The following is a 24372-nucleotide window of genomic DNA, read 5'->3' on the forward strand; positions in this document are numbered from 1 at the left end:
TGCCCGCCGCGCGGGGGGCCGGCCGCCCGACCCGGGGCCCACGGGCGGCGTCGCGGTGATCGCGCGCGACGCATACGGCGCGCTGACCGCCGCAGCGGATCTCCAGCCGGTATGGAACGCGGGCGCCGCCGCGAAACTGTCGAGCGCGGACATCGACGCGCGCCTTGTCGAGACACTCGACAAGGACAGCGGCCACGCGTTCTATACCGTGGGCGACGTCGATGCCGCGCTGCAAACGGCGCACCGCACGATCAAGGCGGAATATCGCGCGCCGTATCTCGCGCATGCACCGGTCGAGCCGGTCAACTGCACGGTGCAGTTCAAGGACGGCACGGCGACCGTCTGGGCCGCCACGCAGATGCCGACGCTCGCGCGCCGGCACGTCGCTAAAGTGCTGGGCATCGACGAAGACAAGGTCGACATGCAGGTCCCGCTGCTGGGCGGCGCGTTCGGCCGGCGCCTCGAAATCGACTTCATCACGCAGGCCGCGGCCATCGCGAAGGAGGCGGGCGGCCGGCCGGTGCAGACGCTCTGGTCGCGCACGCAGGACACCCAGCACGATTTCTACCGGCCGGCGTGCCTGTCGCGGTTCGAGGCCGGGCTCGATGCCGACGGCAAGCTGGTGGCATGGCGCAACACGTCGGCGGGCCAGGCGATCGTGCCACAGGTGCTCACGCGCACGTTCGGCCTCCCGGACCTGCATCTTCCGTATGACAAGACGACATCCGAAGGCGCGTTCGACCAGCCCTACGAATGGCCGAACGCGCGCGTGGCGCACGCGTTCGTCGAGTTGCCGGTGCCGGTGGGTTTCTGGCGCTCGGTCGGCCATTCGCATCAGGCGTTTTTCACCGAGTGCTTCATGGACGAGGTCGCGGCGCTCGCGGGCAAGGACCCGGTCGAGTTTCGCGCGAGCCTCCTGACGCAGCATCCGAAGCATCTGGCCGTGCTGCGCACCACGGCTGCACTGGCGGGCTGGGGCAAGCCGGTTGTCGGCCCTAAAGGCGTGCGCTGCGCGCGCGGCATCGCGATGCATCAGGCGTTTGGCAGCATCGTCGCGCAGGTCGCCGAAGTCTCGCTCGATCCGGACAAAGGCGTGCGCGTGCATCGGGTTGTCTGTGTCATCGACTGCGGCACGGCAGTCAATCCGAACCTGATCGCGCAGCAGATGGAAGGTGGAATCATCTTTGGTCTTTCCAGCGCATTGCAGAACGAGATCACGCTCTGCGAAGGGCAGGTGATGCAGACGAATTTCCTCGATTTCCCGGTCGTGCGCATGTCGAACTGCCCCGCGATCGAGGTTCACATCATGCCGGGCGACGGGCATCCACAAGGCGTCGGCGAGCCGGGCGTGCCGCCGGTTGCGCCGGCCGTCGCGAACGCGCTCTTCGCGCTTACCGGCGAGCGCCGCTATTCGCTGCCGCTCGACCCCGTCGGCGTGCGCCTGAAAACGCCCTGTCCGCTCAACCCCGCCAACACTGCGACGACGAAAACATGTCCTCCCTCAACGTGAACAGAAAGACGGTGACCGTCGCCTCCGACCCCGAGACGCCGCTTCTCTGGGTGCTGCGGTGCGAGCTGCATCTGACCGGCACGAAGTTCGGCTGCGGCGTCGGCGTCTGCGGCGGCTGCACGGTTCATCTGAACGACAAGGCAAGCCTTGCCTGCCAGACGAAACTCAGCGAATTGCACGGCGAGAAGATCACGACGATCGAAGGCGTGCAGGGCGCCGATGCGAATGCGCTCAGGGCCGCGTGGCTCGACGTCGATGTCGCGCAGTGCGGCTACTGTCAGAGCGCGCAGTTCATGGCGGCCTGCGCGTTGCTCAGGAACGTGAAGCGGCCAGTCAAACCGGCGGAACTGGATGGTGAAATCGATGCGGCGCTGTGCGGCGTCATCTGCCGCTGCGGTACGTATCCGCGTATCCGCAAGGCCATCCAGCAGGCAGCGAAGACGCTGCATTTTTTCTGAATGACCCGCTTGCGCGACCGTGCCAGCTAGAGGTTTTCGGTAAACATCGGCTGGGTGCCGTTGTTGTCCTCGTAGTATTCGGCGCTCGCGGCGCCGCCCGTCCCGAGCCGGACAATCGTGAAGCCGTGCATGTACGTGCGGCCTTCGACACCCAGTTGCACGTCCGCCACTTTGGGCGGCCTGGCGATGCCGGGCATCGGCGCGAACGGTGCTGTGTCATCGTCGACGAACACCGGCACCGCGCCGTGGCCGATGCAGCGCCCACGTTGCAGCCCCTGAAACGGATCGTAGACGGACAGATTGTGCTCGTGGCCCCAGAACCACGCGGCAACCGGCTGCTTCGCGGCTTTCGCGAAGCGCTGATAGCTCGCGACGAGCTTCGGGTTGTATGCGGTGAACGTGCCGTCGGCGCCGCGCGGGCCGATCTGCGAAAACGCCGAAAAGAGCGGGTGGTGCGACATCAGGATCGTCTTGCCGTCGAATTCGCTGAGACGATCGATGATCCAGGCTTCTTCCTCGGGCTCGATGAACGTCAGCACGTCCTCGCCGATGACCGGGATGTAGTCGTGCAGGCCGGTATCCATCGCGATGAACTGCCAGTCGTCGTTACGCAGACAGAAGTAGCTGGCCGGCTGCAACCACGGGCGATCGTTCAGCGAGGCAATCAGGCTGTAATAACCGGCACCGCCTGAATACATGTCGTGGTTGCCTGAGAGCGTGTATACCGGCAGGTCTTTTGTGTCGCGCTCGAGCACCGCATCGATGATTCGCCTGAAGTTCACGTCGCACTCATGCGCCGTGCCGGAGTAGTAGATATCGCCGAGATGAATCACGACATCCGGATTCTGCAGCGCCACTTCCTTCAGCAGATTCACGGCGATGTCGGTGCCGGTTCCCCAGTCGGCGATCAGCGCGACTTTCGCGCCGGCCTTGAGCGGCACGGTGACAGGGCCGACTGTCGCGGGCCGGATGTAGGGGATTTTGGCGCGGCTGCCGTCAGGTCCGAAGTACTGCACGTAACTGGAAATCGTGCCTGCCCAGCGCGGGTCGCAGACGTTGTAGCGCATGACGTCTTCGATGCTCTCCGCCGCGGCCGTATCGCCGTGCGCCCGCGCTTCCATGAGGGCGAAACCCAGCTTCGCGCACTTCCACAAGTCCTGTGCGATGCCGTCGGGCGGCGCGTCGGGTAACGCCGCCGCGCCTTTTGCCTTGAGTGCCGCCACCTGTTCCGCCGCATGCACGAGGCCGTTTTCGAGACCAGGTCGCGACGCAAGGCTGGTCGTCAGATCGCAGGCCGCGCGCGCGACCTGATCCACGACAGACTGGTAGAGCGAAACAAACGGATTGCGAAAGCTCTGCGGCATGGTCATGAGGATTTCCTTGCGGCTCGCGCGCAATGCGCGGACTTCAGCCGCCTTCCGTATTGGTGTAACGAATGTGGTGTGAGTTTTTTCAACGCGGCTGGTGTGAGAAGACGTGAGCGCTGAAACTGGCCGTTACCGCGCGACGCCCTCGCCGTTTCGGGCGACGATCCGTCCGTGAGAGATGACGCGCCTCCTCACCGGTCGCGCGGCGAGCGCATGGGCGACCGTCTCCGCGTCAAGCAATACGAGGTCGGCGCGCGTGCCCACCGAAAGACCGTGATCCGCGAAGCCGCAGCCTCGCGCCGCGGCGCCGCTGACGGTGTCGAAGGCGAGTTCGAGATCGTCGTCGCGGCGCAGGTCGTAGCGCATGCCGACGAGCATCGCGCGTTCGAGCATGTCGGGCGAACCATACGGCGTCCACGTATCGCGGATGCCGTCGTTGCCCGCGAAGATCGTGACGCCGGCCGCCATACATGCCTTGAGCGGCGGAACTGGCACGGAAGGCGGCGCCGTCGTCAAAAGCGCGACCCGCAGACGGGCGAGGCGCTCAAGCAGCGCATCACGCGCGCGCTCCGGCAGATCGCCGAGACAGAACGCATGGCTGATCACGACGCGCCCCTGCATGCCGAGCGCTTCGACACGATCGAGCAGCAGCGTCATCGTGCGCCCGCCGGTTTCGCCGGGCTCGTGCAGATGGATATCGACGGGCTTCTGATGTCGCGACGCGATATCGAACGTCGTATCGAGCGAAGCGACCGGATCGCCGTCGATCGAAGCGGGGTCGAGCGCACCGAGCACGTCGGCGCCTTCGGCGAGCGCGCGATCGAGCAGCGCGGCGGTACCGTCGCGCCTGAGCAGACCCGACTGCGGGAAGGCGACAACCTGCAGGTCCATCACGCCCTTGAGCGTTTCGCGCGTGGCGAGCACGCCTTCGAGATGGCGCAGGCCGGCATCCGTGTCGACGTCGACGTGCGTGCGAAGCCGCGTGGTGCCCGCATGCAGAAACGCGCGCGCGAGCGCGAGCGACTGCACGCCTGCGTCATGCCCGCTCGTCGCGCGCCAGCGTCGCTCGTTCTCGATGCGGTCGGTGAGCTTCGGGCCGACCTCGTTGCGATACCACGGCATGCCCCACATGGTCTTGTCGAGATGCGTATGACCTTCGACGAAACCCGGCAGCACGAGCGCACCTTCGCCGTTTTCTTCCGTCACGCCGGGTTCGCGCTTCAGGTCGGGACCGATCGCCGCGATGCGCGAGCCGGCAATCGAAATGTCGACGTGCCGGCCATCCGCGAGACGCACGTTGGTGATCATCAGCGTGTCGCTCATGCCGGCCCCGCCGCTGCGTCAGGGGTTGCGGCAGGCGGCGCGAAGCGCGGCTGCACGGCGACGAGCTGGTCGTCGCTGGTCGCGACGATCCAGCGGTGCGCGCGTTCCACCTGATGCCGGTTATGGTCCTTGAGCGGCCCAAGCGCGCTTGCGGCTTTCCACACCACGGGCGCCGCCTTGCTCGTTCGTCCCGAAGAGCCGCCGACGAGCAGCGCGTACGGCCCGAGCGGCAATGACACGAACGGCAGCGCGGGCACGATCCGCACGCGCCAGTCGATGAACGGCGCGTCGCTGCACATGAGCGGCGAGGGCAGCCCGTAAAGCACGGTGAAGTCATAAAGCGCGAGCTGCCCGCGCATCGGTGCGTACATCCTGCGGATATCGCCGACCACCGCCGCGCGGATTTCGTCGTCGAACATCGCTTCTTCGGAATAGCGTGCGTGGGCGGCGTGCGCTTCGCGCTGGTAGGCGCTGAATACGCCGAGCTCCACGCAGTCGTGCACGGCGCGCTGCACTTCCGCGGCTGAACCGGCCTCCTCGGGCTTGCCCATCTGCGCGGCGCGCAGAAAGCGGGCGAGGCCGGCTTCATGGATCGCCGGACCTTCCACGGTGGGGTCGTCTTCGACATCCTTGCCGAGGGGCACATACCGATACTTTTCCGCGGCAAAGCGGGACTTCTTGCCTTCGTCGAATTTCACGCCGCCGTCGGTGCAGTCGAGAAAACGTGTGCCGACGTGTCCATGCTCCCAGACGTAATTCTTCAGAAAAGGCCTTAACGGATGGAGGATTTCATGTCCGGTCATTCATACTCCCTGTCTGGTTTTCGAAAATAGCTTCGCCGCGACGTGCATGCGCACACGCACGCCGGTCGCCTATCCGGGCTTGCGCACGGCCGGCGCCTCGTGGCCCACATGCACGGGCGGCACGAACCACGCGAGACACAGGCCGATCAGCGCGGCGAGGGTCGCGAGCGCGAGCCCGACATGTATCGATGAGACCAGCGCATCGCGCGCGGAATTCATCATCGCATTGCCGGAATGCCCCGCGCTGATCAGACGGTTGATCAGCGCGGCCTGTTCGTCGCGATCCACGAGCAGTTCGGGGCTGGCGAACGATTTGAACCATTGCGTCGCCTGATACGCATCCAGCGAGCGGTGCACGCCCATCGTGTACAGATGCCCGAGCAGTGCGCCGGTCATCACCGTGCCGAGCATGCCGCCGAACGTGCGTAGCGATTGCAGCAGCGCGGTGGCCGCGCCGATATGATCGCGCTCGACGATCTGCTGCGAAAAGATCGTCAGGTTCGCGGCGACGAGCCCCAGACCCAGGCCGCTCACGCCCATGCACGACATCCACACGATGTGCGGCTCCATGCCGTTTAGCGCGACGAGCACGAGACACGCCAGCGCGAATAACGCAAAACCCACATACATGATCGCGTTCGCGCGCCGCACGCGCGTGACAATGCGATTGTTCAGCACGCTGCCGACAGTCGTGCCGAGCAGGAGCGGCGTGATCAGCATGCCGGAATCGTGCGGCGACATTGCATAGCCGCCCTGAAACAGCAACGGCACGTAAAACACGAGCGAAAACAGCGCGAAGCCGCCAAGCACCGCCATCGCGAAGAGCGCGGCGAGCTTGCGGTCGAGCAGCATGTCGATCGGCACGATCGGGTTGCCCATGCGTTTTTCCCAGAACCAGAGCGTGATGGCGCAGCCGATGGTGACCGCGCCGAGTGCCATCGTCGCGCGTGTTACACCTTGACGGGGAAACAGTTCGATCAGCAGTTGCAGCGCGCCGAACGTAATCGCGAGCACGACTGCGCCGAGCCAGTCGAGACGCACCGGTCCGCTTTGACGCGCGTGGCGGATGTGCGGCAGAAAGCGCAGCACAAACAGCAGCGAGACGACGCCGATCGGCACGTTGACGAAAAACACCAGCCGCCAGCCGCCGTATTGGGTGAGCATGCCGCCTAGCGTCGGCCCGACGATGTTGGCGACGCCGAATGCGGTCGAAACGAACACCAGCCAGCGCAGTCGGAGCTTTGCATCGGGAAAGAGATCGGCAACGGTGGCGAACATCGTGCCGATCAGAATGCCGCCGCCGATGCCTTGCAGCCCGCGCGCGACCACCAGAAACAGCATGTTCGTCGCGACGCCGCACAGGATCGACGCGATCGTGAATACAAGAACCGCCGCGACAAGAAACGGCTTTCGTCCGAACAGGTCGCCGAGCCGCCCGAAAATCGGAATCGTGATCACGGACGCCAGCATGTACGACGTCGCGACCCACGCGTAGAGATCGAAGCCCTTGAGGTCCGCGACGATGCGCGGCAACGCGGTGCTGACGATGGTCTGGTCGAGCGCCACGAGCATCGCGACGAAGGCCACGCCAAGCATGGCCATGAGCGATTCGCGAAAGGGCAGCAGTTGCCTGTCTGGATCAAAGGCAGCGATGCCGGGAGTCATGACGTGTTCCACGGAATGTCGGGAAGGGTGACGCGCGGATGGGCAGCCAGCATGCCTGCGGATGCCGGGCTCCATGAATGTCGCACCGCGAATTGAAAGCAGCAAGCCATTTGATTGATCCGGTGATCCTTTCGACGGGACGCACGGGCAAGCGCAGGCATGGCCTCGCGCCCGGCGCCGTTTGTACATGTGTCGTTACAAAGTGGCCTTCGCAGGACCAGATGAGCTGCGTGTCGCAGGGACTTGTATCAGGAGCCGGGTTTCCAGGCGCCGGCGCCATCATCAAGCTGAGTGCCGGCCGGGAGGGCGCAGCCATCCTCAGTGTGGCCGCTGCACGCAGTGTCAAAAGCCAGAAGAACTGCCTCTTGATTAAGGGAAAACCCTGAGAGAGAAAACGACAATAGCGTGTCAAACCGGAACGACTAGACTGTAACCAAACGTAACCAAGTGTGACTAAGCAGTAAAGATAAGCACGAGGTTGGAAGCGAGTGGGACCGGTAAGTCGGGGAAAACGAAAGTTCGGGGAAAGGTAGTTCGGGGAAACGAAGAAGCAACCAGAAGAAGAACAAAAACAAAAACAAAAACAAAAGAAAACGCAGCGGATTCAAATCCGCATGCATGGGGGTAAATGGCCGCTGGTTTCCAGCGGCCATTTTTTTGTCCACGCGCATGGCGGCGCAGCGCGGGGGAATCCTCCGCTGCAACACTTCTTCAGGCAGGCGTGCGAGCGGGTATCGTCAACCCTTTCCCGACGGCCGGGCGCGCGATGAACGCCTGCAGTGCGCGTGTGACGTGCGGGAAGTCATGGATCGCGACCAGGTCGCCCGCTTCGTAGAAGCCGACCAGGTTGCGTACCCACGGGAACGTCGCGATATCGGCGATCGTGTAATCGTCGCCCATGATCCACTGGCGTGTGGCGAGACGTCCGTTCAGCACGCCCAGCAGACGCTTCGATTCGGCGACATAGCGGTCGCGCGGACGTTTGTCTTCATACTCCCTGCCCGCGAACTTGTGGAAGAAGCCGACCTGTCCAAACATCGGCCCGATGCCGCCCATCTGGAACATGACCCACTGGATCGTTTCGTAACGGCCGGCGGCGTCCCGCGGCATGAACCGGCCGGACTTGTCGGCGAGATAGATCAGGATCGCGCCGGATTCGAACAGCGCCAGCGGCTTGCTGTCCGGCCCGTTGGGGTCGATGATCGCCGGGATCTTGTTGTTCGGGTTCAGCGAAAGAAACGCGGACGACATCTGGTCGTTCGTCTCGAAGCTGACGAGATGCGGCTCGTAAGCGAGGCCCGTTTCTTCGAGCATGATGGAAATTTTCACGCCGTTCGGTGTCGGCAGCGAATAGAGCTGGATACGCTCAGGATGTTGCGCGGGCCACTTCGTTGTAATCGGAAAGGCGGAAAGATCGGTCATCTCGAGTTCCTGATTCGGGGTGGTGAGCGGTGACGCCGCGCCATTCAATGCATATCTGGCGGTATTCGGCGGTATGCGGCGGTATTCGTCGGACAGGACGATAAATATAAACACTTCCATGATTTCCTGCCCGGGATGGCGGCCAGGGTGCTGAAGTTAAAATGGCTCATGTGCCTTACCCATGCCGCGCGGCGCATCGTGCGCGGCACACTCCGACCTCACATGAACCACGAACTCTTTCCGGACGCTGCTCCTGGCCGCGTCGGTCACACCAGCCAACCCGTTGCATCGACAACCTTCACGCGCGAATCGCTCGAAGCGCTGCTTGCCGGCGCCACGACACCGCCCTCATTCGAAGACTGCGCGTTCGACATGGCCGATCTTTCGCGACTCGACCTGAGCGGATGCCATTTCACGCGCTGCACACTGGTGGAGGCGTCGTTCTTCGGCGCGCAGCTCAACGGCACGCGCTGGCGCAGCTGCCGCGGGCGGCAGGCCGATTTCGGCGCCGCCGATCTTCACGATGCGACGTTTCGCTCCTGCGATCTCAACAACACCAGCTGGCGGCGCGCGAAACTCGCGTCGGTATCGTTCAGCGAGAGCAAGCTGACGGGCGCCACTTTCGAACATGCATCGACGCTCGGATTGCAGTTCAGCGAGTGTCTGCTGATCGGCGCGGACCTGCGCGGCGTGTCGTTCAGAAAGGCGGCGCTCGATCAGCTCGATTTTTCCGATGCCGATCTCGGCGGCGCTGACTTTCGCGATGCCGTGTTCAACGGCGGCAGTCTGCGCAACGCGCTGTTGAAGAACGCGCGCTTCGCCGGCGCGGATCTGCGGGACGCCGACCTCGGCGGCCTGCGCCTCACGGATGCCGCGCAGTTTCGTGGCGCGACGATTTCGCACGCACAGGCCGCGTTGCTGATGGAGGAGCTTGGACTGCGGGTCGCGTAAGCGAACGGTGCAACGATCTGCTTACCTGTGAGGTAATTGAACGTCCGCGCGGGACTGGCGAGAATCGGGTCGTAGTCGAGCCATGCAACCCACCGGAGAAAGCAGATGACCAACGTCTCGTTCGTCGCGCTCGCATGCGGCCTCATCATCGGACTCGGCGCGATCGGCGCGTGTATCGGTATCGGCATCATGGGCGGCCGCTTCATCGAAACATCCGGCCGTCAGCCGCAGATGATGACCGAGCTGCAAACGCGGATGTTCCTGCTGGCCGGACTGATCGACGCGAACTTCCTGATCGGCGCCGGCATCGCGATGATGTATTCATTCGCCAACCCGTTTCACTGACCGGCCTTACTGGAACGTCTGTGCCAATAGCTGCGCGACCTGCCGGAATGCGCCGGTAAGCGCGGCATCGATGCCGTATCGCTCGCTCAGCAACGCGCCGGGATCAAGATAATCGACGCATACCGGTTCCTGCGGGTCCTGCCAGATCGCGATCTTCAGCGGCAATTCCAGCGCGGCGTGCGGATTGGCCTGCATGACCGGCGTTCCGCCCCTGGGATTGCCGAAGAGAATCAGCCGCGTCGGACGCAGCGTCGTTCCAGATTTTTCCGCGGCGGCGGCCTGATCGATGTCGGCGAAAATCGTCATGCCGCGTGAAGTCAGTGCCTCGGTGACAAGGTTCACGGTGCGGTCGAAATCGAAACGGCTTTGCAATGTGACGACGGCGGGCGGCGCGGTGAAGGCAGGCATGGTCATGATCCTTTGCGATTGGCTCGCTGCAGGAAGCGCAGCGCGGCTGCCGCCAGCATACTGCGCTTCGCGATGGTGGACAGCGTGCGTGTACGCGTAATCCCTGGAGGGTGTGGGCATGGTCGTAGCGATAACATCGGCCGGCAAAACGCGCCGGCATGTCATGTCGCGAACCCGTCTGAATCTCACCACGGAACCCATCCGATGACTTCGACCGAACACCCCGTCAGCGAAGCAGCGCTCGAACAACTGCGCCATGTCAGCACCGCCACGCTCACGACGCAACTCTTCAAGCACGGCCTGCGCAACGTGTTCATCCAGGGCATCGTGCCGCTCGTGAAGCCCGCGGCCGGTGCGCCGAATCTCGTCGGCCCGGCCTTTACGCTGCGAAATATCCCGGCGCGCGAGGATATCGATCACGTCGGCATTTTTCAGGACCCTGATCATCCGCAGCGCAAGGCCATCGAGACCGCGCCGCCTGGCAGCGTGTTCGTGCAGGACTGCCGGGGCGAGCGCAGTGTCGCATCGGTTGGCTCGATTCTCGCGACGCGCCTCAAAATGCGCGGCGTCGCGGGCATCGTGTCGGACGGTCCGATCCGCGACAGCGCGACGATCGCCGCGCTCGGTCTGCCGCTCTTCTGCGCGGGCGCAAGCGCGCCGCTGAATCTGGCGAAGCATCACGCTATCGACGTCAACGTGCCGATCGGCTGCGGCGGCGTGGCGGTGTATCCGGGCGATATCGTCGTCGGCGATGCCGATGGCGTCGTGATCGTCCCGCGCCATCTCGCCGAAGAGATCGCACACGCGGCGGGCGAGCAGGAACTGATGGAAGCGTTCATCACGGAGCGCATCGAGGCGGGCGCGCCGCTGCGCGGCACCTATCCGCCGAACGAAGAAACGCTGGCCGCTTACCAGCAGTGGCGCAAATCGCATAGCAGCCCGCGGTGACCGGCGCCGGATTTCATCTGCCCGAACCCGAAACCGTTTGATGCGCCGCAGCGTGCCGGATGGGATTTCGACCTTGAAATCAGGCACGAAGAATGCCTCTTCCTGATCTCACACTCCGTGGATCAATGAGGTCAATATGGAAATCGAATCAACTGCGTGGTTCCCGTCAGACCAGCACGCGCCTGTCCGCGACGGCTGGTACGAGGTGCAGCTCGTTAACGGAGACACGGCCTTCGCGAAGTTCAGCGAAGGCGAGTGGACCGAGAAACCGATGCTCGTTTTTACACACTGGCGTGGCCTTGTTTCCGATCCCGCCCAGTCAGACGAAACAGAAACCATCGACGCCGAAGTCACGGCGGCCGAAGGCGTCCGCGCGGCATGGAACGCGTTTTTCCCCGGCATCGGCGGCGAGGCGCATCAGAAACACTAAAAAGCGCTCGCTCGCTCGCGCGCCTGCCAGCCGCAACTGTCAGGCGCAGCACATCAATGCTCGTCCGGTGCGACGAGACCTGAACGGCGCTGCTTGCCCCACGAGCGTCCGCCGCGCAGGAAATGCAGCCAGCCCAGCACCGCGCCCGCATGGCGAATCAACTGGAACGTGAACGGTTCGGCGATCGCGGCCACCATTGCCATTCCGATGCTGGAGCCCGAACGGTCGCCCGTCCAGCGACGGTACAGATGCACGCACCACAGGTAGAACATGAGATCGATGGCGGTTTTCAGGCCAATCACGCCAAAGATCGAAATGACGATTGCGCCATGTCCGCCGAACACGAAGCCGAGCAGCAGCACGAATGCGGTGAGCCCGTAGACCGGCTGCATCGTATCGATTGCCTTGACGGGCAGCATCAGCATGCCGAGCGTGCCGTAGCGCGGATTGCCCGTCATGTCGCGATTCCAGTACTGCGTCTGCAGGAAGCCCGCGAACCAGCGACGCCGCTGGCGAAGAAAACCCGCCAGCGTGCCGGGCGCATCGGTGCGTGCGTGCGCGTTGCCGATCACGCTTACGTCCCAGTGCAAACCGTGATCGACCGCGTAACGGCGCAGGCGGTGAATCAGCTCGTAATCCTCGACCAGACACTGCGGATCGAAGCCGCCGACGGCGAGCAGCGCGTCGCGCCGGAACGAGGCAAACGCGCCTGAAATCAGCAGCAGGCTGTCCGCGCGCATCCAGGCAAAGCGCGCGATGAAATTGCGCATGTACTCGTACGTCTGGAAAAACTGAAAGAGCCGCCCCGCCACGGTCTTGCTGCAGACCGGCACGAGAATGCCCGCGGCGGCGACCAGATCGGGGTTCCCGGCAAACGCGGCGCGCATCGCGAAGGTGGCGTCGGCGGCGAGCAGCGTGTCGGCGTCGACGGTCATCACCGTCCCGGTCGTCATGACGGTAATGGCCGCGTTCAGCGCGCGCGCCTTGCCGCCGTGCGGCACGCGCAGCCAGTAGAGGTTCGGATACAGCGTGCTCGGCGCGCTCAGCTCGCCTTCGGCGGGCGAGATCAGACCAAAGCGACGTGTGAGGAGATCGTGTGTGCCGTCGGTCGAACCGTCGTCGGCGATGACGATCTGCGCCGGCCCGTGCGTCTGCTGCAGCAGCGCGGCGAGCGTTACGGGCAGCACGGCCGCCTCGTTATGCGACGCGACGATGACGCCCATGTCCGGCATCGTCGGGTTAGCCAGGTTAGCCAGGTTAGCCGCGCGTGCCGGCGCGGCTGGCGGTTGCACCGGGCGGATCAGGGGCAGCGTTTTCAGCGTGACGAACGCGAGCAGCAAGGTGTCGTAGATCACGTACGCGATGCCCGTCGACCACGCGACGACGCCGTGCAGGAAGAACGCCCGCGCGAACAGCACCAGCCACAGGGCGACGACGCTGCAATGAATCGCCATGCCCAGCATCGTCGCCGGACGCGGCAGGATGCGCGGCGAGGCGAGCGCGAGCGCGCTTTCGAGCGAAGCTTTCGCGCTTCGCGCCGCGTCGGCGGAATTCACCGGCGCGTTCTCGACGGGAAGGTCGACATCCTGGGTCACGGCAGCATCCGTTTCAGTACTGATTTGCGGTCGATCCATTCGTGCTTGAGTGCACCGCCGATATGCATCGCGAGGAGCGCATACAGCGCGTAGCCAAGCCACGTATGCAGCGTGCCGAATCTGTCGTGCAGATGCAGATGTTCCTTCACGGCCGGATCGATGTTCATGATGAATCCGATGCGCGGCCACGGCACGATGCCGAAGAGACGCATCGGATGCGTTGCCGCGCCTTTCCACGCGGAGTCGTGCATCCATCCCGAGAGCGGCAGACCGATCATCAGCAGGTAGAGCAGAAAGTGCGCGACGTGCGCCGCACCGCGCTCCCAGTCCGGAAAACTGCGCGGCAGCGGCGGCGGCCGGTGCGACGCGCGCCACAGGATGCGCAACAGCACGAGGCCCAGCACCGTAATGCCGATCGACTTGTGCGTATCGATGACGGGGCGCACCCAGTCGTCCGGAAGCGATTCCGCGCTCAACCCGAGCGCAACGTTGACGAGAATGAGCACCGCGATGATCCAGTGCAGCAGCATCGCGGTGCGGGAGTACTGCGAAGGCGTCGTCGCGGCGGCCCGCTCGGCGCGCGACGGGTTGGCTTGTGTATTCATCGGTGGCGTCTTTAGAAGGATGAGGCGATGAAAGCTGTTAGAAATGGGGCGCTAGTGTATCCCGCTCGCGACCCTGTCATGGTCTCAAGTCAAACGCCGCTCGCGCGTACTTTATTCCGGATGCCCCCTTTCGAACATTTCCGGATATTTCACGGAATAACCTGGTACTGGATGTGTAAACAGTGCAGGCGTACTGTCATTTATCGGCGCGTCGCGCGACTTACGTTCACGAACGCGCAAAAACGTTTGGCGGGCCCCGCAGGCAAACGTGCGGATTCCGGCCAGCGTCAGGCGCCGTGGCGGCCCTGACACCGGGGCCGGAGACATTACGCGGATGAATATCATGAAACGCTCGAAACGGATTTTCCTGAAGGTATTCGGGGCGACCACGCTCGCAGGCGGCACGGCCGCGTGGCGCCTGTTCGGCGCCGCGCCCGCGCAGGCGCAGGCGGCCGGCACGTCGTTCGAAGTCAGCCATTCGAACGCCGAGTGGCACAAGATTCTGACTGACGCGCAATACAACGTGCTGCGCGAGGAAGGCACCGAGCGCCCGTACAGCAGCCCGCTTAACAGCGAGCACCGCGCGGGCATCTTCGCGTGCGCCGGGTGCCGGCTGGACCTGTTTTCATCGAAGACGAAATTCGAGAGCCACACCGGCTGGCCGAGCTTCTGGAAGCCGCTGGATGGCGCCGTCGCGACGCAGACCGACACGTCGTTCGGCATGGCGCGCAACGAGGTGCACTGCCGGCGCTGCGGCGGGCACCTCGGACACGTCTTCGATGACGGCCCGCCGCCCACCGGTCTGCGCTATTGCATGAACGGCCTTGCGATGACGTTTACGCCCAAGGCCGTATGACGCCTGTGCCGCGACGGCCGTGTCCCGGCGCGGTTATCCGCACGTAAGGCAGCAACGGTCCTGCGCCGGCCGGGCATGACGCGAAACGGCGCGCTGAACGAGGACGTGGATCATGAAGTTCCTGACTCAAACTTTCAGACGGTCGACGCGCACGCGCGCGCTGGCCGTCGTGGTGGCGCTTGGCCTCGCTGGCGGCGCGCTTGTCGTCACGCAGCGCACGGCGATGTCGGCGGAAGCCGCTGTCGTGATCGCACCGCCGGCCATGGACGAACCGCCAACGGCCGCGCATACGGAGACGGCGGTGCTCGCGGGCGGCTGCTTCTGGGGCGTGCAGGGCGTGTTCCAGCATGTGCGCGGCGTGACGAACGTCGTCTCCGGCTACTCGGGCGGCGCGCGCGATACGGCCGAATATGAAACGGTCAGCACCGGGCAGACAGGCCATGCGGAATCCGTGCAGATCACGTACGACCCGTCGCAGATCACGTATGGCCGGCTGCTGCAGATCTACTTTTCGGTGGCGCACGATCCGACCGAGCTGAACCGGCAGGGCCCGGACGTCGGCACGCAATACCGGTCGGCGATCTTTCCGGCAAACGACATGCAGAAGCAGGTCGCGCAGAGCTACATCGCGCAGCTCAACAAGTCGCACGCGTTCCCCGCGCCGATCGTGACGAAGACCGATTCGCTGAAGGCGTTTTATCCGGCCGAGGGCTATCACCAGAACTATCTGACGCTGCACCCGGACTCGATGTATATCGCCATCAACGACCTGCCGAAGGTCGCGAACCTCAAGCGGCTTTTCCCGACGCTCTATCGCGACAAGCCGGTGCTTGTGACGACGGCTTCGAAATGAGCGCTGCCTGCGGTCTCGCCGCAGGCAGATAGTCGTTGCGTGTCAGGGACTTGAGCGAGGTGTGCGCAGGTTGTCCACAGCCTTGTGAACAAAATGTGGGGATAACCTGCGTGGGCCGGGGATGTTAGTGACGTCGTGAGCAGGGCGGGCGGCCGGGCAGGCCGCCCGTGTCGTTTCAGGCAGGCTCAAGCGCCACATCGACATGTGCCGATGCGGTCGACACTCAGCGCGCGGGCTTCCTGCGCGCTTTCGGCTGCGGCTTCCGGGCTTGCCAGCTATCTTCGTCGAGGAGACGCTCGAACAGCCTGTTCCGCGCAGCGTTGCTCAAAGGTGACAGTCCTAGCAGAGAGTGAAATGCCAGACCGCTGGCAGCGAAGTATCGCAACAGCGATAGATCGAGGTCGGTCGCTTCATCCTGCAACGCTTTCATTTTCGCTGCATCGGACGTCTTCATATCGTCGAGCAGAGTGGGATTTTCGACCAGTGCGGCGAGCACCGCCCGCGCCACGGAATGCGGCTGGTTGATGGACTCCCGATAAATCGCAATCTGGGCCGCCAGGTTCGGTTCGGCCTTCGATGCGCCTTCCTTTGCCATATAGTCGCGCGCAATCTGCTCGAACTGCTGTTGCTGATATTCCAGCAACGCGCACAACACGCCGTGCCTGGTGCGGAACTGATGCAGCAGTCCACCTTTGCTGATGCCGCTTTCGCGCGCCAGCGAATCAAACGTGAGCCCACCGACACCGTCCCGGGTCAGAATGACGAGAGCAGCCTCAATGGCCTTTCTGCGGGAAATCTCCGAACGGGTCTGGTTGTCCATTATCGATATTGATGACGTCGCGACGATTGTGGTGCAGCCCTGATGGCTGCCGCGACGTTATGGTGTTGTGCGGGTAATTCGTTGAAGTGAACCGGTTCGGCACGCGGCCTCGCCAGCTGCCAGCGTGAAAAGCGTTCGCCTCTGAAGGACCGGATTGTACCGCGCTGATTGTCAAATAAACAAACCGTCTGGACGGTTTACATCCGGCCATGGTGATGCTACTGTTCGGCCTTATCGGTTCTCGCCTGAACTGAACGCCGTCCGGCACTCACCACCTGGCAGTCAATTTGCCCTTCAAGGAACACGCAATGTTCACGAACAAACTCGTCCCGCTTCTTTTCGCCGGCACGGTGGTACTGGCTCTCACGGCATGCGCGGGTGTGCAACCCGTTGCATACACGGGCATCTCTTCTTCGTCGCAGTTGAAGCAGAACCGGGATGACGATGCGGGCAAGGTGCCCTACAAATACACGGCTCCTGTGGTCTTGGCGCGATACACGCAGATCGTGCTGGACCCGGTGGTCGTGTATCAGGGTCATGACAACCAGTTCGGCGACATGAAGGCCGCCGACAGGACCGCGCTTGCCGATTACATGGCGAAGACGTTTTCGGACAGGCTGGCGAAGCGGTTCGACATTGCGAAGCAGGCCGGCCCGAACACCTTGCGGGTCAAGCTGACGCTTACGGGCGCCGAAAGCACGACATTGCTTGTCGGACAGGTCATGCATTTCGACCTTGCGGGCAATCTCTATAACGGAGTGCAGTCGATCCGCGGAGGGCAGGGCGCATTCAGCGGATCGGTTTCCTACGCGGTGGAAGTCTATGACAGCGCGAGCGGCCAGCTGCTAAAGGCATACGTTTCGAAGCAGTATCCGAATGCCATGAATCTGCCGGCAGCCTTCGGTTCATTGAGTGCTGCAAAGACGGGTCTCGACAAGGGAGCTGATGCGCTAGTAGCACAGCTTCATTGACCTGACTGGAGTCCGACGCGTTGCGCGCCCCCTGCCGGCAAGCCGGAGCCGCAGGTCAAAAGGCATGGGGCGTCGGGATCGTGCGCCAGAAACCGGATGCCGAAAATGAATGAAATGAAGTTGATTGCCTGTCGCGAATGCGAGTTTCTCCAGTGGGAGACGCTACTGCCGCAGGGCGGTACCGCGAAATGCCGACGCTGCGATGCCGCGCTCTATAAAAATTCGCCCGCGACGTTCGATCGGGCGCTGGCATTCACGCTGGCCGCCGCGATCCTGTTCGTGGTTGCCAACTGCTTTCCGGTCTTCGGGCTCTGGGTCAACGGCACGCTCGTTGAAGCCACGCTTTTCGGAGCAGCTTCACATCTGTACGTGAACGGTATGTGGCCCATTGCAGGATTGGTCCTCGTGACCACGCTATTGATGCCTTCGCTGAACATAGCGGTTGTGATCTATCTACTCTTGCCGTTGCATCTTGGACATATTCCCCGACGGCCCGAGTCCGGTCTTCGTCTGCTGCGACATGTCGCGCCATGGGGAATGATCGAGGTGCTTGTTCTTGCCATGCTGGTTGCGCTCGTCAAACTTCAGCATTTCGCAACCGTTGTCCCCGGCATCGCGACATGGGCGTTTGGAGCGGTGATGGTGTTGCTCGCGGCCGCGGCCGCCGAGTTCAATCCGCGTGAAATATGGGCACGTATCGAGTCTGCACGAGGCAACGGCGTCATGCCGCACGCCATCAAGACCATTACCACCGGGACTACCGCCGCACGCGCCGGTCTATTCGCCTGTCACGACTGCGGCATGCTCGGCAGCCCGCTCCCCGCTGATGTTCGAACCAGGAAGTGCCCACGTTGTAGTGCATCCCTGCATCTGCGAAAATCCGCCAGCCTCACACGCACCTGGGCCTTCCTTTTCGCGGCCATGGTTCTCTATATCCCGGCCGTACTTCTCCCGGTCATGGTCACCAGTACCCTGTTCGGCGTTCAAGCCGACACGATACTGAGCGGCGTCGTCTATCTCTGGAACGCTGGATCGTGGACGCTTGCAGTCATTGTCTTCATCGCGAGCATCGTAGTGCCGATGCTCAAAATCCTGTCACTGGCTTTTCTAGCCTGGAGTACCCAGCTGAACTCCCCTCTCATCCCATGTGGGCGAACACGTATCTACCGGATTGTGGAGTTCATCGGCCGCTGGTCGATGCTCGATATCTACGTCATCACGATTCTGGTCGCGTTTGTGCAATTCGGCTCGATTGCAACGATCGATGCGGGCCCTGGGGCGCTTGCATTCGGTGCGGTCGTCGTGCTGACCATGTTCGCCACGTTGTCATTCGATCCGCGACTCATATGGGACGCCGTGGAGCCGGGCGGTGAATAAGTTACCTGAGCAGAACGATGATCTCACCGCACCCGATTTTCCCGTCGCGGTTTCTGTCACGCCATCGAAGTGGCGCATGCAGCTTGTCTGGTTAGTCCCGCTAGTCGCCGTGCTGCTAGCCGGCTGGCTGGCAGCACAGTCGGTCCTGCAAAGAGGTCCGACCATCACGATCAGCTTTGCTACCGGTGAAGGTATCGAGGCCGGCAAGACGAAGATCAAGTTCAAGAATGTGGATATTGGCGTAATCAGGAGCCTGACACTTTCCGACGATCACAAGACCGTGCTTGCCACCGCCGAAATGTCCCGCAGTGCCTCACGCATGCTCGTCGACAACACGCGCTTCTGGGTGGTGCGGCCACGGATTACAGGCGGCACCGTGTCGGGCATCAGCACACTGATATCTGGTGCTCACATCGGCATGGACATCGGCACATCGCACACGGCGCGACGCGACTTCGCCGGTCTCGAGTCGCCGCCGGTCCTCGCATCGGGGGCGCCAGGACGGGAGTTCGTGCTGAAGAGCGACACCATCGGCTCACTGGATATCGGCTCGCCAGTATTCTTCCGGCGCCTTCAGGTGGGTCAGATCGTCTCTTACGCACTTGACGCCGATGGCACCGGAATGACCCTGCACGTCTTTATCAATGCTCCTTACGACAAGTATGTGACGAATGACACGCGCTTCTGGCACGCGAGCGGCGTCGATGTGACTCTGGATACAACCGGCGTGAAGATCAACACCGAATCGCTCGTATCGATCCTGGTCGGTGGCCTCGCATTCGAGAACCCGCCAGATACAACGGACAAAAATGAAGCAGACGCGCAACACCGGTACGCGCTTTTTCTCGACCGGGCCGACGCCATGAAACGGCATGACGCGATCGTCGACAAATATGTGCTGACCTTTAACGAATCTGTGCGTGGCCTGACGGTTGGCGCCCCCATCGACTTTCGCGGAATAGTTATCGGTGAAGTCTCGGCGATCCGTTCGCAGTTCGATCCGGTCAGGAAGGAATTCAGCATCCCTGTCGAGGTAAGCATTTTTCCTGAGCGCCTGATATCGCGCGACGACTGGCACGGCAACGTCGAGGGTACGCAGTCGGAACGAAAAACGTTCGCTGACTACCTGGTCGCGAAAGGGCTGCGGGCGCAGTTGAGGACGGCGAGTATTCTTACCGGACAACTGTATATCGCGTTCGACTTCTTCCCCGCCGCGCCTAAGGCGACCATGAACTGGAGAAAAAAGACGCCGCAACTCCCAACGGTGCCAGGCAATCTGCAGGGCTTGCAGGACTCCATTACAAGCCTCGTCGCCAGACTGAACAGCATTCCATTCGAGGGAATCAGCACGGACCTGCGTAAAACGCTCAATGACGCCGACACGTTGCTAAACAAGCTCAATACAGATATTGCGCCTGAGGCAAAAGCAACACTAAGCGCGGCTCGTGAGGCACTCACGTCGGCGAATCGCACGTTGCAAAGCGACTCGCCGTTGCAGCAAAACGCCGCGGAAACAATGCAGGAACTGTCACGGGCTGCCGTCTCGATCCACTCGCTTGCGGAGTATCTCGACCGGCATCCAGAGGCGCTTCTCCGTGGCAAGGTCGAGGACAAGCCATGAACAGGTTGACGTCGTTATCTTTCACGATAATCGCGCTGGGTCTTCTCGCGGGGTGCGCAACATCGCCGGAGTCGAAGTTCTACACGTTGAGCCCGGCTCAGGTTGCCGAACCGTCGAAAGCGGTAGATCGCGTGATCATCGCGATCGATCCGGTTTCGGTTCCCGAACTGATCGATCGACCGCAAATAGTCTCGAGGCTGAGCGCGAACCGTGTGTCGATCGACGAATTTGCTCGTTGGGCGGAGCCCCTGAAGAGTCAGATCGCACGCGTACTTGCTGCGGATCTTGCACAGTTAATTCCGGGAGCCATCGTATCCACTTATCCGCAGCGTGTGGGCGAAAACGCATACCGCGTATCGGTCGACGTGCAAAACTTCGATTCATCAATGGACGGCACAGTGATGCTACGTGTGATCTGGTCCGTGCGTCCGCCGAAGCAGGGAGAAAAAATGAGCGGGCGCTCTGTTGTAACCGGGACGGCTACCGGTCCTGGCTACGACGCCCTCGCTAGCGCATATAGTCGAGCCCTCGCTTCGGTGGCAAGCGATATCGTTGCAGCGACGCATTCGGCGATGCGGCAGTGAAAGCGAAGAGTCGCCGGGCCTGACAGCAATTGCACTGGCGAAGCGAACGGCGAACAGGCTGAAGCGCGACAAACGGCGTTTGCACGCGGTCAATGATGAAAAAAGCGCAAAGGGCGGATTGCCGTCACTTGCGCCGATTCTGTTTCCCCTGAGCGTCGGGCTGAACTCAATCCCCGCGCCATCCGCCGTGACGCCCACGCCATTCGTGTTCGCGCCAGGCTTCACGATGCCACTGACGCTGACGCCATTCGCGCTCACGCCACTGACGCGCGCGCCAGTCGTCGTAGCCGCCATAGCCGTAGCCTGCGACGACCGGCGCGGGCGCCACATAGACAGGTGCGGGTGCGTACACCGCAGGGCCCGGAATGCCGAGTCCAATCGCCACATCGACATGCGCGGATGCGGCTGACGACGCCGCGAGCACGGCGATACCCAGTACTGTTCCAAGGATCTTCTTGTTCATCTGTTTCTCCTTGCACGTCGTGTGCGTTGTCAGTGACCACGGCTCGAAGTCTATGAGGCGAGGTCGGACACAGGTGAAACAGCGATGCGAGAAAGGTAACGCTACGTTACGAAGCACTTACGGCCTGCGCGCGATGAAATCGATCTCCACGAGCGCGTCGCACGCGAGCGCCGTCACGCCGATACATGTGCGGGCCGGCAATGCGTTCTTCGGAAAATACGCGCGGTACGTCTCGTTCATCGACGCAAAATCGCGTTTGAATTCGGTGAGGAAGATGCGTGCCGATACGACGTGTCCGAGTCCAGATCCCATGCCTTGCAGCACGAGCACGAGGTTATCCATCACGCGCTTTGTCTGCGCGACGACGCCCTCGGGTAACGCCGCGTGATCGTCGTCGGGTGACGTCGGCATCTGTCCGGTGATGAAGATCCAGCTGTCTGATTCGGTGGCGTGACAGAACGGGCCGACCGGCGTCGGCGCGCCCGGGACCATCCAGAACTTGATGTCGTGACTCATGGGCGTCTCCTTGTGTGGGCGACCGGCGTGATGGGGTTCCGTCAGAAGGTAGCGCGCCAAAAAAAGCGCTGCGCAGATCACGCGCCTGCGTTTGCATCGGTGGGCGATAGTCGTTTCCGGTCATGCACTTGCGACGTATCCGGCGCGGTTGTCCACAGGCTTGCCAACACAAAGTGGGGATAACCTGCTGGTTCCCCCATCCGGCACGCAATCGGCGGACTGCTGTAACAGGCGCGCATTTTTCACATGCTACGATGACCCGCAATGTGATCGACAGGCTGACAGGCAATGACAACCCTCTATAACACGCTGGGCGTGTCCGCGAGCGCCACGGGCGAAGAAATCAAGCGTGCTTACCGGAAAGCCGCGATGCGCTGGCATCCGGACCGCAACGCCGGACACGAGGAGCTTGCGCGCGCGGCGTTTCAGGACATCAAGAGCGCGTACGCGATCCTCTCCGACGTCTCGCAGCGCGAGGTCTACGACGCCGTGTACGCCGAGCAGATGCGTTGGTGGGAAGCGCACCGGGAACGTGAAGCGCGCGAGCAGGCCGAACGCGAAGCGGAGGCGCGCCGGGTGGCCGAAGCGGAATACGCGGAACGGGTCGCCGTGGCAATGCGCTTCGCTGACGAGGGACATAATCGCGATGTCGTTTTCGGCGTGCTCATCGGTCAGCAATGCGAAGCCGGTCTCGCTGCGCAGATCGCGGCAAGCGCGGTGGCGTTGCACGCGTCGCGGCAGACATCACCGGTGGTCGAGGAGGCTCAGGTCGCAGCCGCTGACGCCGCACATCACTCCGCTGCATCCGACGGAGATACCCGTCATGCAAATGCAAAAGCAGATGTGCCGGGCGGTGGCCTCGGTACGCTGTGGTATCAGTTCCTGAGCGGACTACGGCTCTGATCGAAGGTACCCCTTGTGCGGAACTGAGTGGTGCCGCACTCTCGCCTGTAGACGCACTCCGGGCGCCGCAGTAGAGTTCAGAAAAATTCTATCTGAAAAGAACGCGGGGGCGACATGACATACAGGTCATGGACGGTCAGGACACTCGCTGTCCCTTCGGCAATCTGGCTGGCGTTTGCCTGCGGTTTCGCCGTTCACACACTCAATCCACTGTTCGCGATGCTGGCGCTCGGAATGGGGCCGATTGCCTTGCTGTGGGCCATCGTGTGGCTCTTCGCAAGCGCGATGGGCAAGGAAAGGCTGCCGGCGACGCAAGGCGATGTCACGTTTAAAACGCAGCCGTTAGCCAGCGTCCCGCATGCAACATCGCCCGCCGGTGCGCCGCATCTGGCAGCCGTGAGCGCCGATCCGACGACGGTCGCACCGGCGGCGACGGGCGCATGGCGTCGCTACGCTGCGCGGACACTCGACCTGCTGCTCTGGACGTTCCTTGCCGGCTACGTCGTGGCGTTTGTCAACACGGTGACGGGTTGGCACCTGCTGCAGTTTCGCTCGATGCTTATGGTGAACATGAGTTTTCTGGGCATGGTTTATCTGCCACTTGCGCTCTTTCTCGACGCCCTGGTTCACGCCGCGTGCGGGAATAGCATCGGCAAGGCATTGCTGGGCATTCGCGTCGTGGAGCCGGATGGCGCCGCGCCTTCATTTGGCCGTTATCTCGCGCGTAATTTCTCGGTGTGGGCGCGCGGCTTTGCGTTTGGCCTGCCCGCTGCGCAGCAGCTTGTCATGATCCTGAATGCGGTACTACTTAAGCGCGACGGGATTACCGCATGGGATGCGCGTCTGAAGTTTCGTGTGATTCGCGAACCGTGCACGGCCGTTCACTATCTGCTGGCCGTTGTGTTTGCGGCGTTGCTTGTATCGACGGTTGCTTACCATCGCGCGATGCATCACAGCACTGGCGCCGTGCCGCCAGCAGCGAAAATGCGGCCCGAAGCGACACGTGTGAAACCCGCAATCAGCAAAACGCTGGAGACAGTTGCGGGCGCTAAAAAGCTTTAGTCATTGCAGATGTGGATGCGGTGCCCGCTGATAACCAGGACCATGCTCGCCGTGTCGATCATGCGTTGGGCTAGCGTCGCGTGCCGAAGTCGCTCGCGGTAACGACGACGCGTCCACCAGGATTAGCCAGCAGTTTTCTTTCCGCGACGGCGAAAATGCGTTTGCGGCCGTCGTTGAACGTTCTGAGGATTCGCGCTTCGGATGCGCCGGGCTGCAGCCAGAAATGCTGCTCCAGCGCTTCGCGCGTTATCGAGCACTCATGGTCCTTCTCCCGAAGTGACAGAACGAAGATCACTGCCCGTCTGTCGGGCGAGATACTGGGCTCGATCTGCACAGTCTCCATGACGTTCCTCGCAGCATCCGGTTGGCCAGCGAAACCTCACACTTCGCGTGGCGCCCGGATTAATTTAACTAACAGAAGCACGGAGCGTGCGCGTTTTAGCGTTGCCACCGGAACGCGCCGCCCGGTAGCGTCCATGCTCCGGCAGGAGGCCACGCGGGACATTTCATCAGCAA

Annotated in this window: 26 protein-coding genes; 14 read left to right on the top strand and 12 right to left on the bottom strand. The window is 62.6% G+C overall.

The window, feature by feature from the left end; genetic code table 11:
* Together LPA34_RS11720 and LPA34_RS11725 are read left to right on the top strand one after the other, a co-directional pair.
* The coding region (locus LPA34_RS11720) for a xanthine dehydrogenase family protein molybdopterin-binding subunit (protein ID WP_228978210.1) at positions 1-1510 on the top strand (1510 nt) is incomplete at its 5' end.
* Positions 1492-1968, top strand: a complete 477-nt coding sequence (locus LPA34_RS11725; RefSeq protein ID WP_228978212.1) for a (2Fe-2S)-binding protein — start codon at positions 1492-1494, stop codon at positions 1966-1968. The genes LPA34_RS11720 and LPA34_RS11725, both read left to right, overlap by 19 nt.
* 26 nt (positions 1969-1994) lie before the next feature.
* Here the strand turns inward: LPA34_RS11725 and LPA34_RS11730 are convergent, their stop codons facing one another.
* The 5 genes from LPA34_RS11730 to LPA34_RS11755 all read right to left on the bottom strand — a co-directional run bounded on the left by LPA34_RS11730 (position 1995) and on the right by LPA34_RS11755 (position 8548).
* A complete protein-coding gene (locus LPA34_RS11730) occupies positions 1995-3338 on the bottom strand; it encodes a metallophosphoesterase family protein (protein WP_228978214.1) in 1344 nt (447 codons plus the stop codon).
* A gap of 126 nt (positions 3339-3464) precedes the next feature.
* Positions 3465-4658 (bottom strand): amidohydrolase family protein, encoded by a 1194-nt coding sequence (locus LPA34_RS11735; RefSeq protein ID WP_228978216.1) that lies wholly within the window; start codon positions 4656-4658, stop codon positions 3465-3467.
* Positions 4655-5461 carry a hypothetical protein gene (locus tag LPA34_RS11740; protein WP_228978218.1) on the bottom strand — a complete coding sequence of 269 codons (807 nt, stop codon included), beginning with the start codon at positions 5459-5461 and terminating at the stop codon, positions 4655-4657. The genes LPA34_RS11735 and LPA34_RS11740 overlap by 4 nt, the downstream gene beginning before the upstream one ends.
* Before the next feature lie 69 nt (positions 5462-5530).
* On the bottom strand, positions 5531-7126 hold the full coding sequence (locus LPA34_RS11745) for an MFS transporter (protein WP_228978220.1): 1596 nt from the start codon (positions 7124-7126) through the stop codon (positions 5531-5533).
* Between the two features lie 711 nt (positions 7127-7837).
* Entirely contained in the window at positions 7838-8548 is a 711-nt protein-coding gene (locus LPA34_RS11755) for a glutathione binding-like protein (protein WP_228978484.1), read from the bottom strand.
* 222 nt (positions 8549-8770) lie between these two features.
* On the opposite strand from LPA34_RS11755, the gene LPA34_RS11760 reads away from it, so the two are divergent.
* Positions 8771-9499 carry a pentapeptide repeat-containing protein gene (locus LPA34_RS11760; protein ID WP_228978222.1) on the top strand — a complete coding sequence of 243 codons (729 nt, stop codon included), beginning with the start codon at positions 8771-8773 and terminating at the stop codon, positions 9497-9499.
* 105 nt (positions 9500-9604) lie between these two features.
* Positions 9605-9844 (top strand): F0F1 ATP synthase subunit C, encoded by a 240-nt coding sequence (gene atpE, locus LPA34_RS11765; RefSeq protein ID WP_228875659.1) that lies wholly within the window; start codon positions 9605-9607, stop codon positions 9842-9844.
* Positions 9845-9850: 6 nt separating this feature from the next.
* Here the strand turns inward: atpE and LPA34_RS11770 are convergent, their stop codons facing one another.
* A complete protein-coding gene (locus LPA34_RS11770) occupies positions 9851-10258 on the bottom strand; it encodes a DUF302 domain-containing protein (protein ID WP_228978226.1) in 408 nt (135 codons plus the stop codon).
* A gap of 198 nt (positions 10259-10456) precedes the next feature.
* Between LPA34_RS11770 and LPA34_RS11775 the strand changes: the two genes are divergently transcribed.
* Both LPA34_RS11775 and LPA34_RS11780 read left to right on the top strand, forming a co-directional pair.
* Entirely contained in the window at positions 10457-11200 is a 744-nt protein-coding gene (locus LPA34_RS11775; RefSeq protein ID WP_228978228.1) for a ribonuclease activity regulator RraA, read from the top strand.
* A 136-nt stretch (positions 11201-11336) separates the two neighbouring features.
* The gene (locus LPA34_RS11780) at positions 11337-11630 is read left to right on the top strand and encodes a hypothetical protein (RefSeq protein ID WP_228978231.1); all 294 of its coding nucleotides are present in this window, start codon (positions 11337-11339) and stop codon (positions 11628-11630) included.
* A 53-nt stretch (positions 11631-11683) separates the two neighbouring features.
* Here LPA34_RS11780 and LPA34_RS11785 read toward each other — a convergent pair whose 3' ends face one another.
* Both LPA34_RS11785 and LPA34_RS11790 read right to left on the bottom strand, forming a co-directional pair.
* The gene (locus LPA34_RS11785) at positions 11684-13186 is read right to left on the bottom strand and encodes a glycosyltransferase family 2 protein (RefSeq protein WP_228978485.1); all 1503 of its coding nucleotides are present in this window, start codon (positions 13184-13186) and stop codon (positions 11684-11686) included.
* Between the two features lie 35 nt (positions 13187-13221).
* The gene (locus LPA34_RS11790; protein ID WP_228978232.1) at positions 13222-13830 is read right to left on the bottom strand and encodes a cytochrome b; all 609 of its coding nucleotides are present in this window, start codon (positions 13828-13830) and stop codon (positions 13222-13224) included.
* 343 nt (positions 13831-14173) lie between these two features.
* On the opposite strand from LPA34_RS11790, the gene msrB reads away from it, so the two are divergent.
* Positions 14174-14686 carry a peptide-methionine (R)-S-oxide reductase MsrB gene (gene msrB, locus LPA34_RS11795; RefSeq protein WP_228978234.1) on the top strand — a complete coding sequence of 171 codons (513 nt, stop codon included), beginning with the start codon at positions 14174-14176 and terminating at the stop codon, positions 14684-14686.
* 112 nt (positions 14687-14798) lie between these two features.
* Complete coding sequence (gene msrA / locus LPA34_RS11800) at positions 14799-15539, top strand: peptide-methionine (S)-S-oxide reductase MsrA (protein ID WP_228978236.1); 741 nt, start codon at positions 14799-14801, stop codon at positions 15537-15539.
* A 223-nt stretch (positions 15540-15762) separates the two neighbouring features.
* On the opposite strand, the gene LPA34_RS11805 is transcribed toward msrA, so the two are convergent.
* The gene (locus LPA34_RS11805) at positions 15763-16359 is read right to left on the bottom strand and encodes a TetR/AcrR family transcriptional regulator (protein ID WP_228978237.1); all 597 of its coding nucleotides are present in this window, start codon (positions 16357-16359) and stop codon (positions 15763-15765) included.
* 308 nt (positions 16360-16667) lie between these two features.
* Here LPA34_RS11805 and LPA34_RS11810 point away from each other — a divergent pair, with 308 nt between their 5' ends.
* The 4 genes from LPA34_RS11810 to LPA34_RS11825 all read left to right on the top strand — a co-directional run bounded on the left by LPA34_RS11810 (position 16668) and on the right by LPA34_RS11825 (position 20912).
* Positions 16668-17330 carry a DUF3313 domain-containing protein gene (locus LPA34_RS11810; RefSeq protein ID WP_228978244.1) on the top strand — a complete coding sequence of 221 codons (663 nt, stop codon included), beginning with the start codon at positions 16668-16670 and terminating at the stop codon, positions 17328-17330.
* 105 nt (positions 17331-17435) lie between these two features.
* Complete coding sequence (locus tag LPA34_RS11815; protein ID WP_228978246.1) at positions 17436-18707, top strand: paraquat-inducible protein A; 1272 nt, start codon at positions 17436-17438, stop codon at positions 18705-18707.
* 76 nt (positions 18708-18783) lie between these two features.
* On the top strand, positions 18784-20328 hold the full coding sequence (locus LPA34_RS11820) for a PqiB family protein (protein ID WP_228978248.1): 1545 nt from the start codon (positions 18784-18786) through the stop codon (positions 20326-20328).
* Positions 20325-20912, top strand: a complete 588-nt coding sequence (locus tag LPA34_RS11825; RefSeq protein WP_228978250.1) for a PqiC family protein — start codon at positions 20325-20327, stop codon at positions 20910-20912. The genes LPA34_RS11820 and LPA34_RS11825 overlap by 4 nt, the downstream gene beginning before the upstream one ends.
* A 166-nt stretch (positions 20913-21078) precedes the next feature.
* Here the strand turns inward: LPA34_RS11825 and LPA34_RS11830 are convergent, their stop codons facing one another.
* The gene (locus LPA34_RS11830) at positions 21079-21375 is read right to left on the bottom strand and encodes a PXPV repeat protein (RefSeq protein WP_228978251.1); all 297 of its coding nucleotides are present in this window, start codon (positions 21373-21375) and stop codon (positions 21079-21081) included.
* Between the two features lie 117 nt (positions 21376-21492).
* On the bottom strand, positions 21493-21891 hold the full coding sequence (locus LPA34_RS11835; protein ID WP_228978254.1) for a RidA family protein: 399 nt from the start codon (positions 21889-21891) through the stop codon (positions 21493-21495).
* A gap of 288 nt (positions 21892-22179) precedes the next feature.
* On the opposite strand from LPA34_RS11835, the gene LPA34_RS11840 reads away from it, so the two are divergent.
* Both LPA34_RS11840 and LPA34_RS11845 read left to right on the top strand, forming a co-directional pair.
* Positions 22180-22794: a J domain-containing protein gene (locus LPA34_RS11840; RefSeq protein ID WP_228978255.1), complete on the top strand. Its 615-nt coding sequence runs from the start codon at positions 22180-22182 to the stop codon at positions 22792-22794.
* Between the two features lie 114 nt (positions 22795-22908).
* Positions 22909-23856 carry an RDD family protein gene (locus LPA34_RS11845; RefSeq protein WP_228978257.1) on the top strand — a complete coding sequence of 316 codons (948 nt, stop codon included), beginning with the start codon at positions 22909-22911 and terminating at the stop codon, positions 23854-23856.
* A gap of 70 nt (positions 23857-23926) precedes the next feature.
* On the opposite strand, the gene LPA34_RS11850 is transcribed toward LPA34_RS11845, so the two are convergent.
* Positions 23927-24199, bottom strand: a complete 273-nt coding sequence (locus LPA34_RS11850) for a DUF1488 family protein (RefSeq protein WP_228978260.1) — start codon at positions 24197-24199, stop codon at positions 23927-23929.
* Positions 24200-24372: the final 173 nt, after the last annotated feature.

Source organism: Paraburkholderia gardini (assembly GCF_907164575.1).
GTDB lineage: Bacteria > Pseudomonadota > Gammaproteobacteria > Burkholderiales > Burkholderiaceae > Paraburkholderia > Paraburkholderia gardini.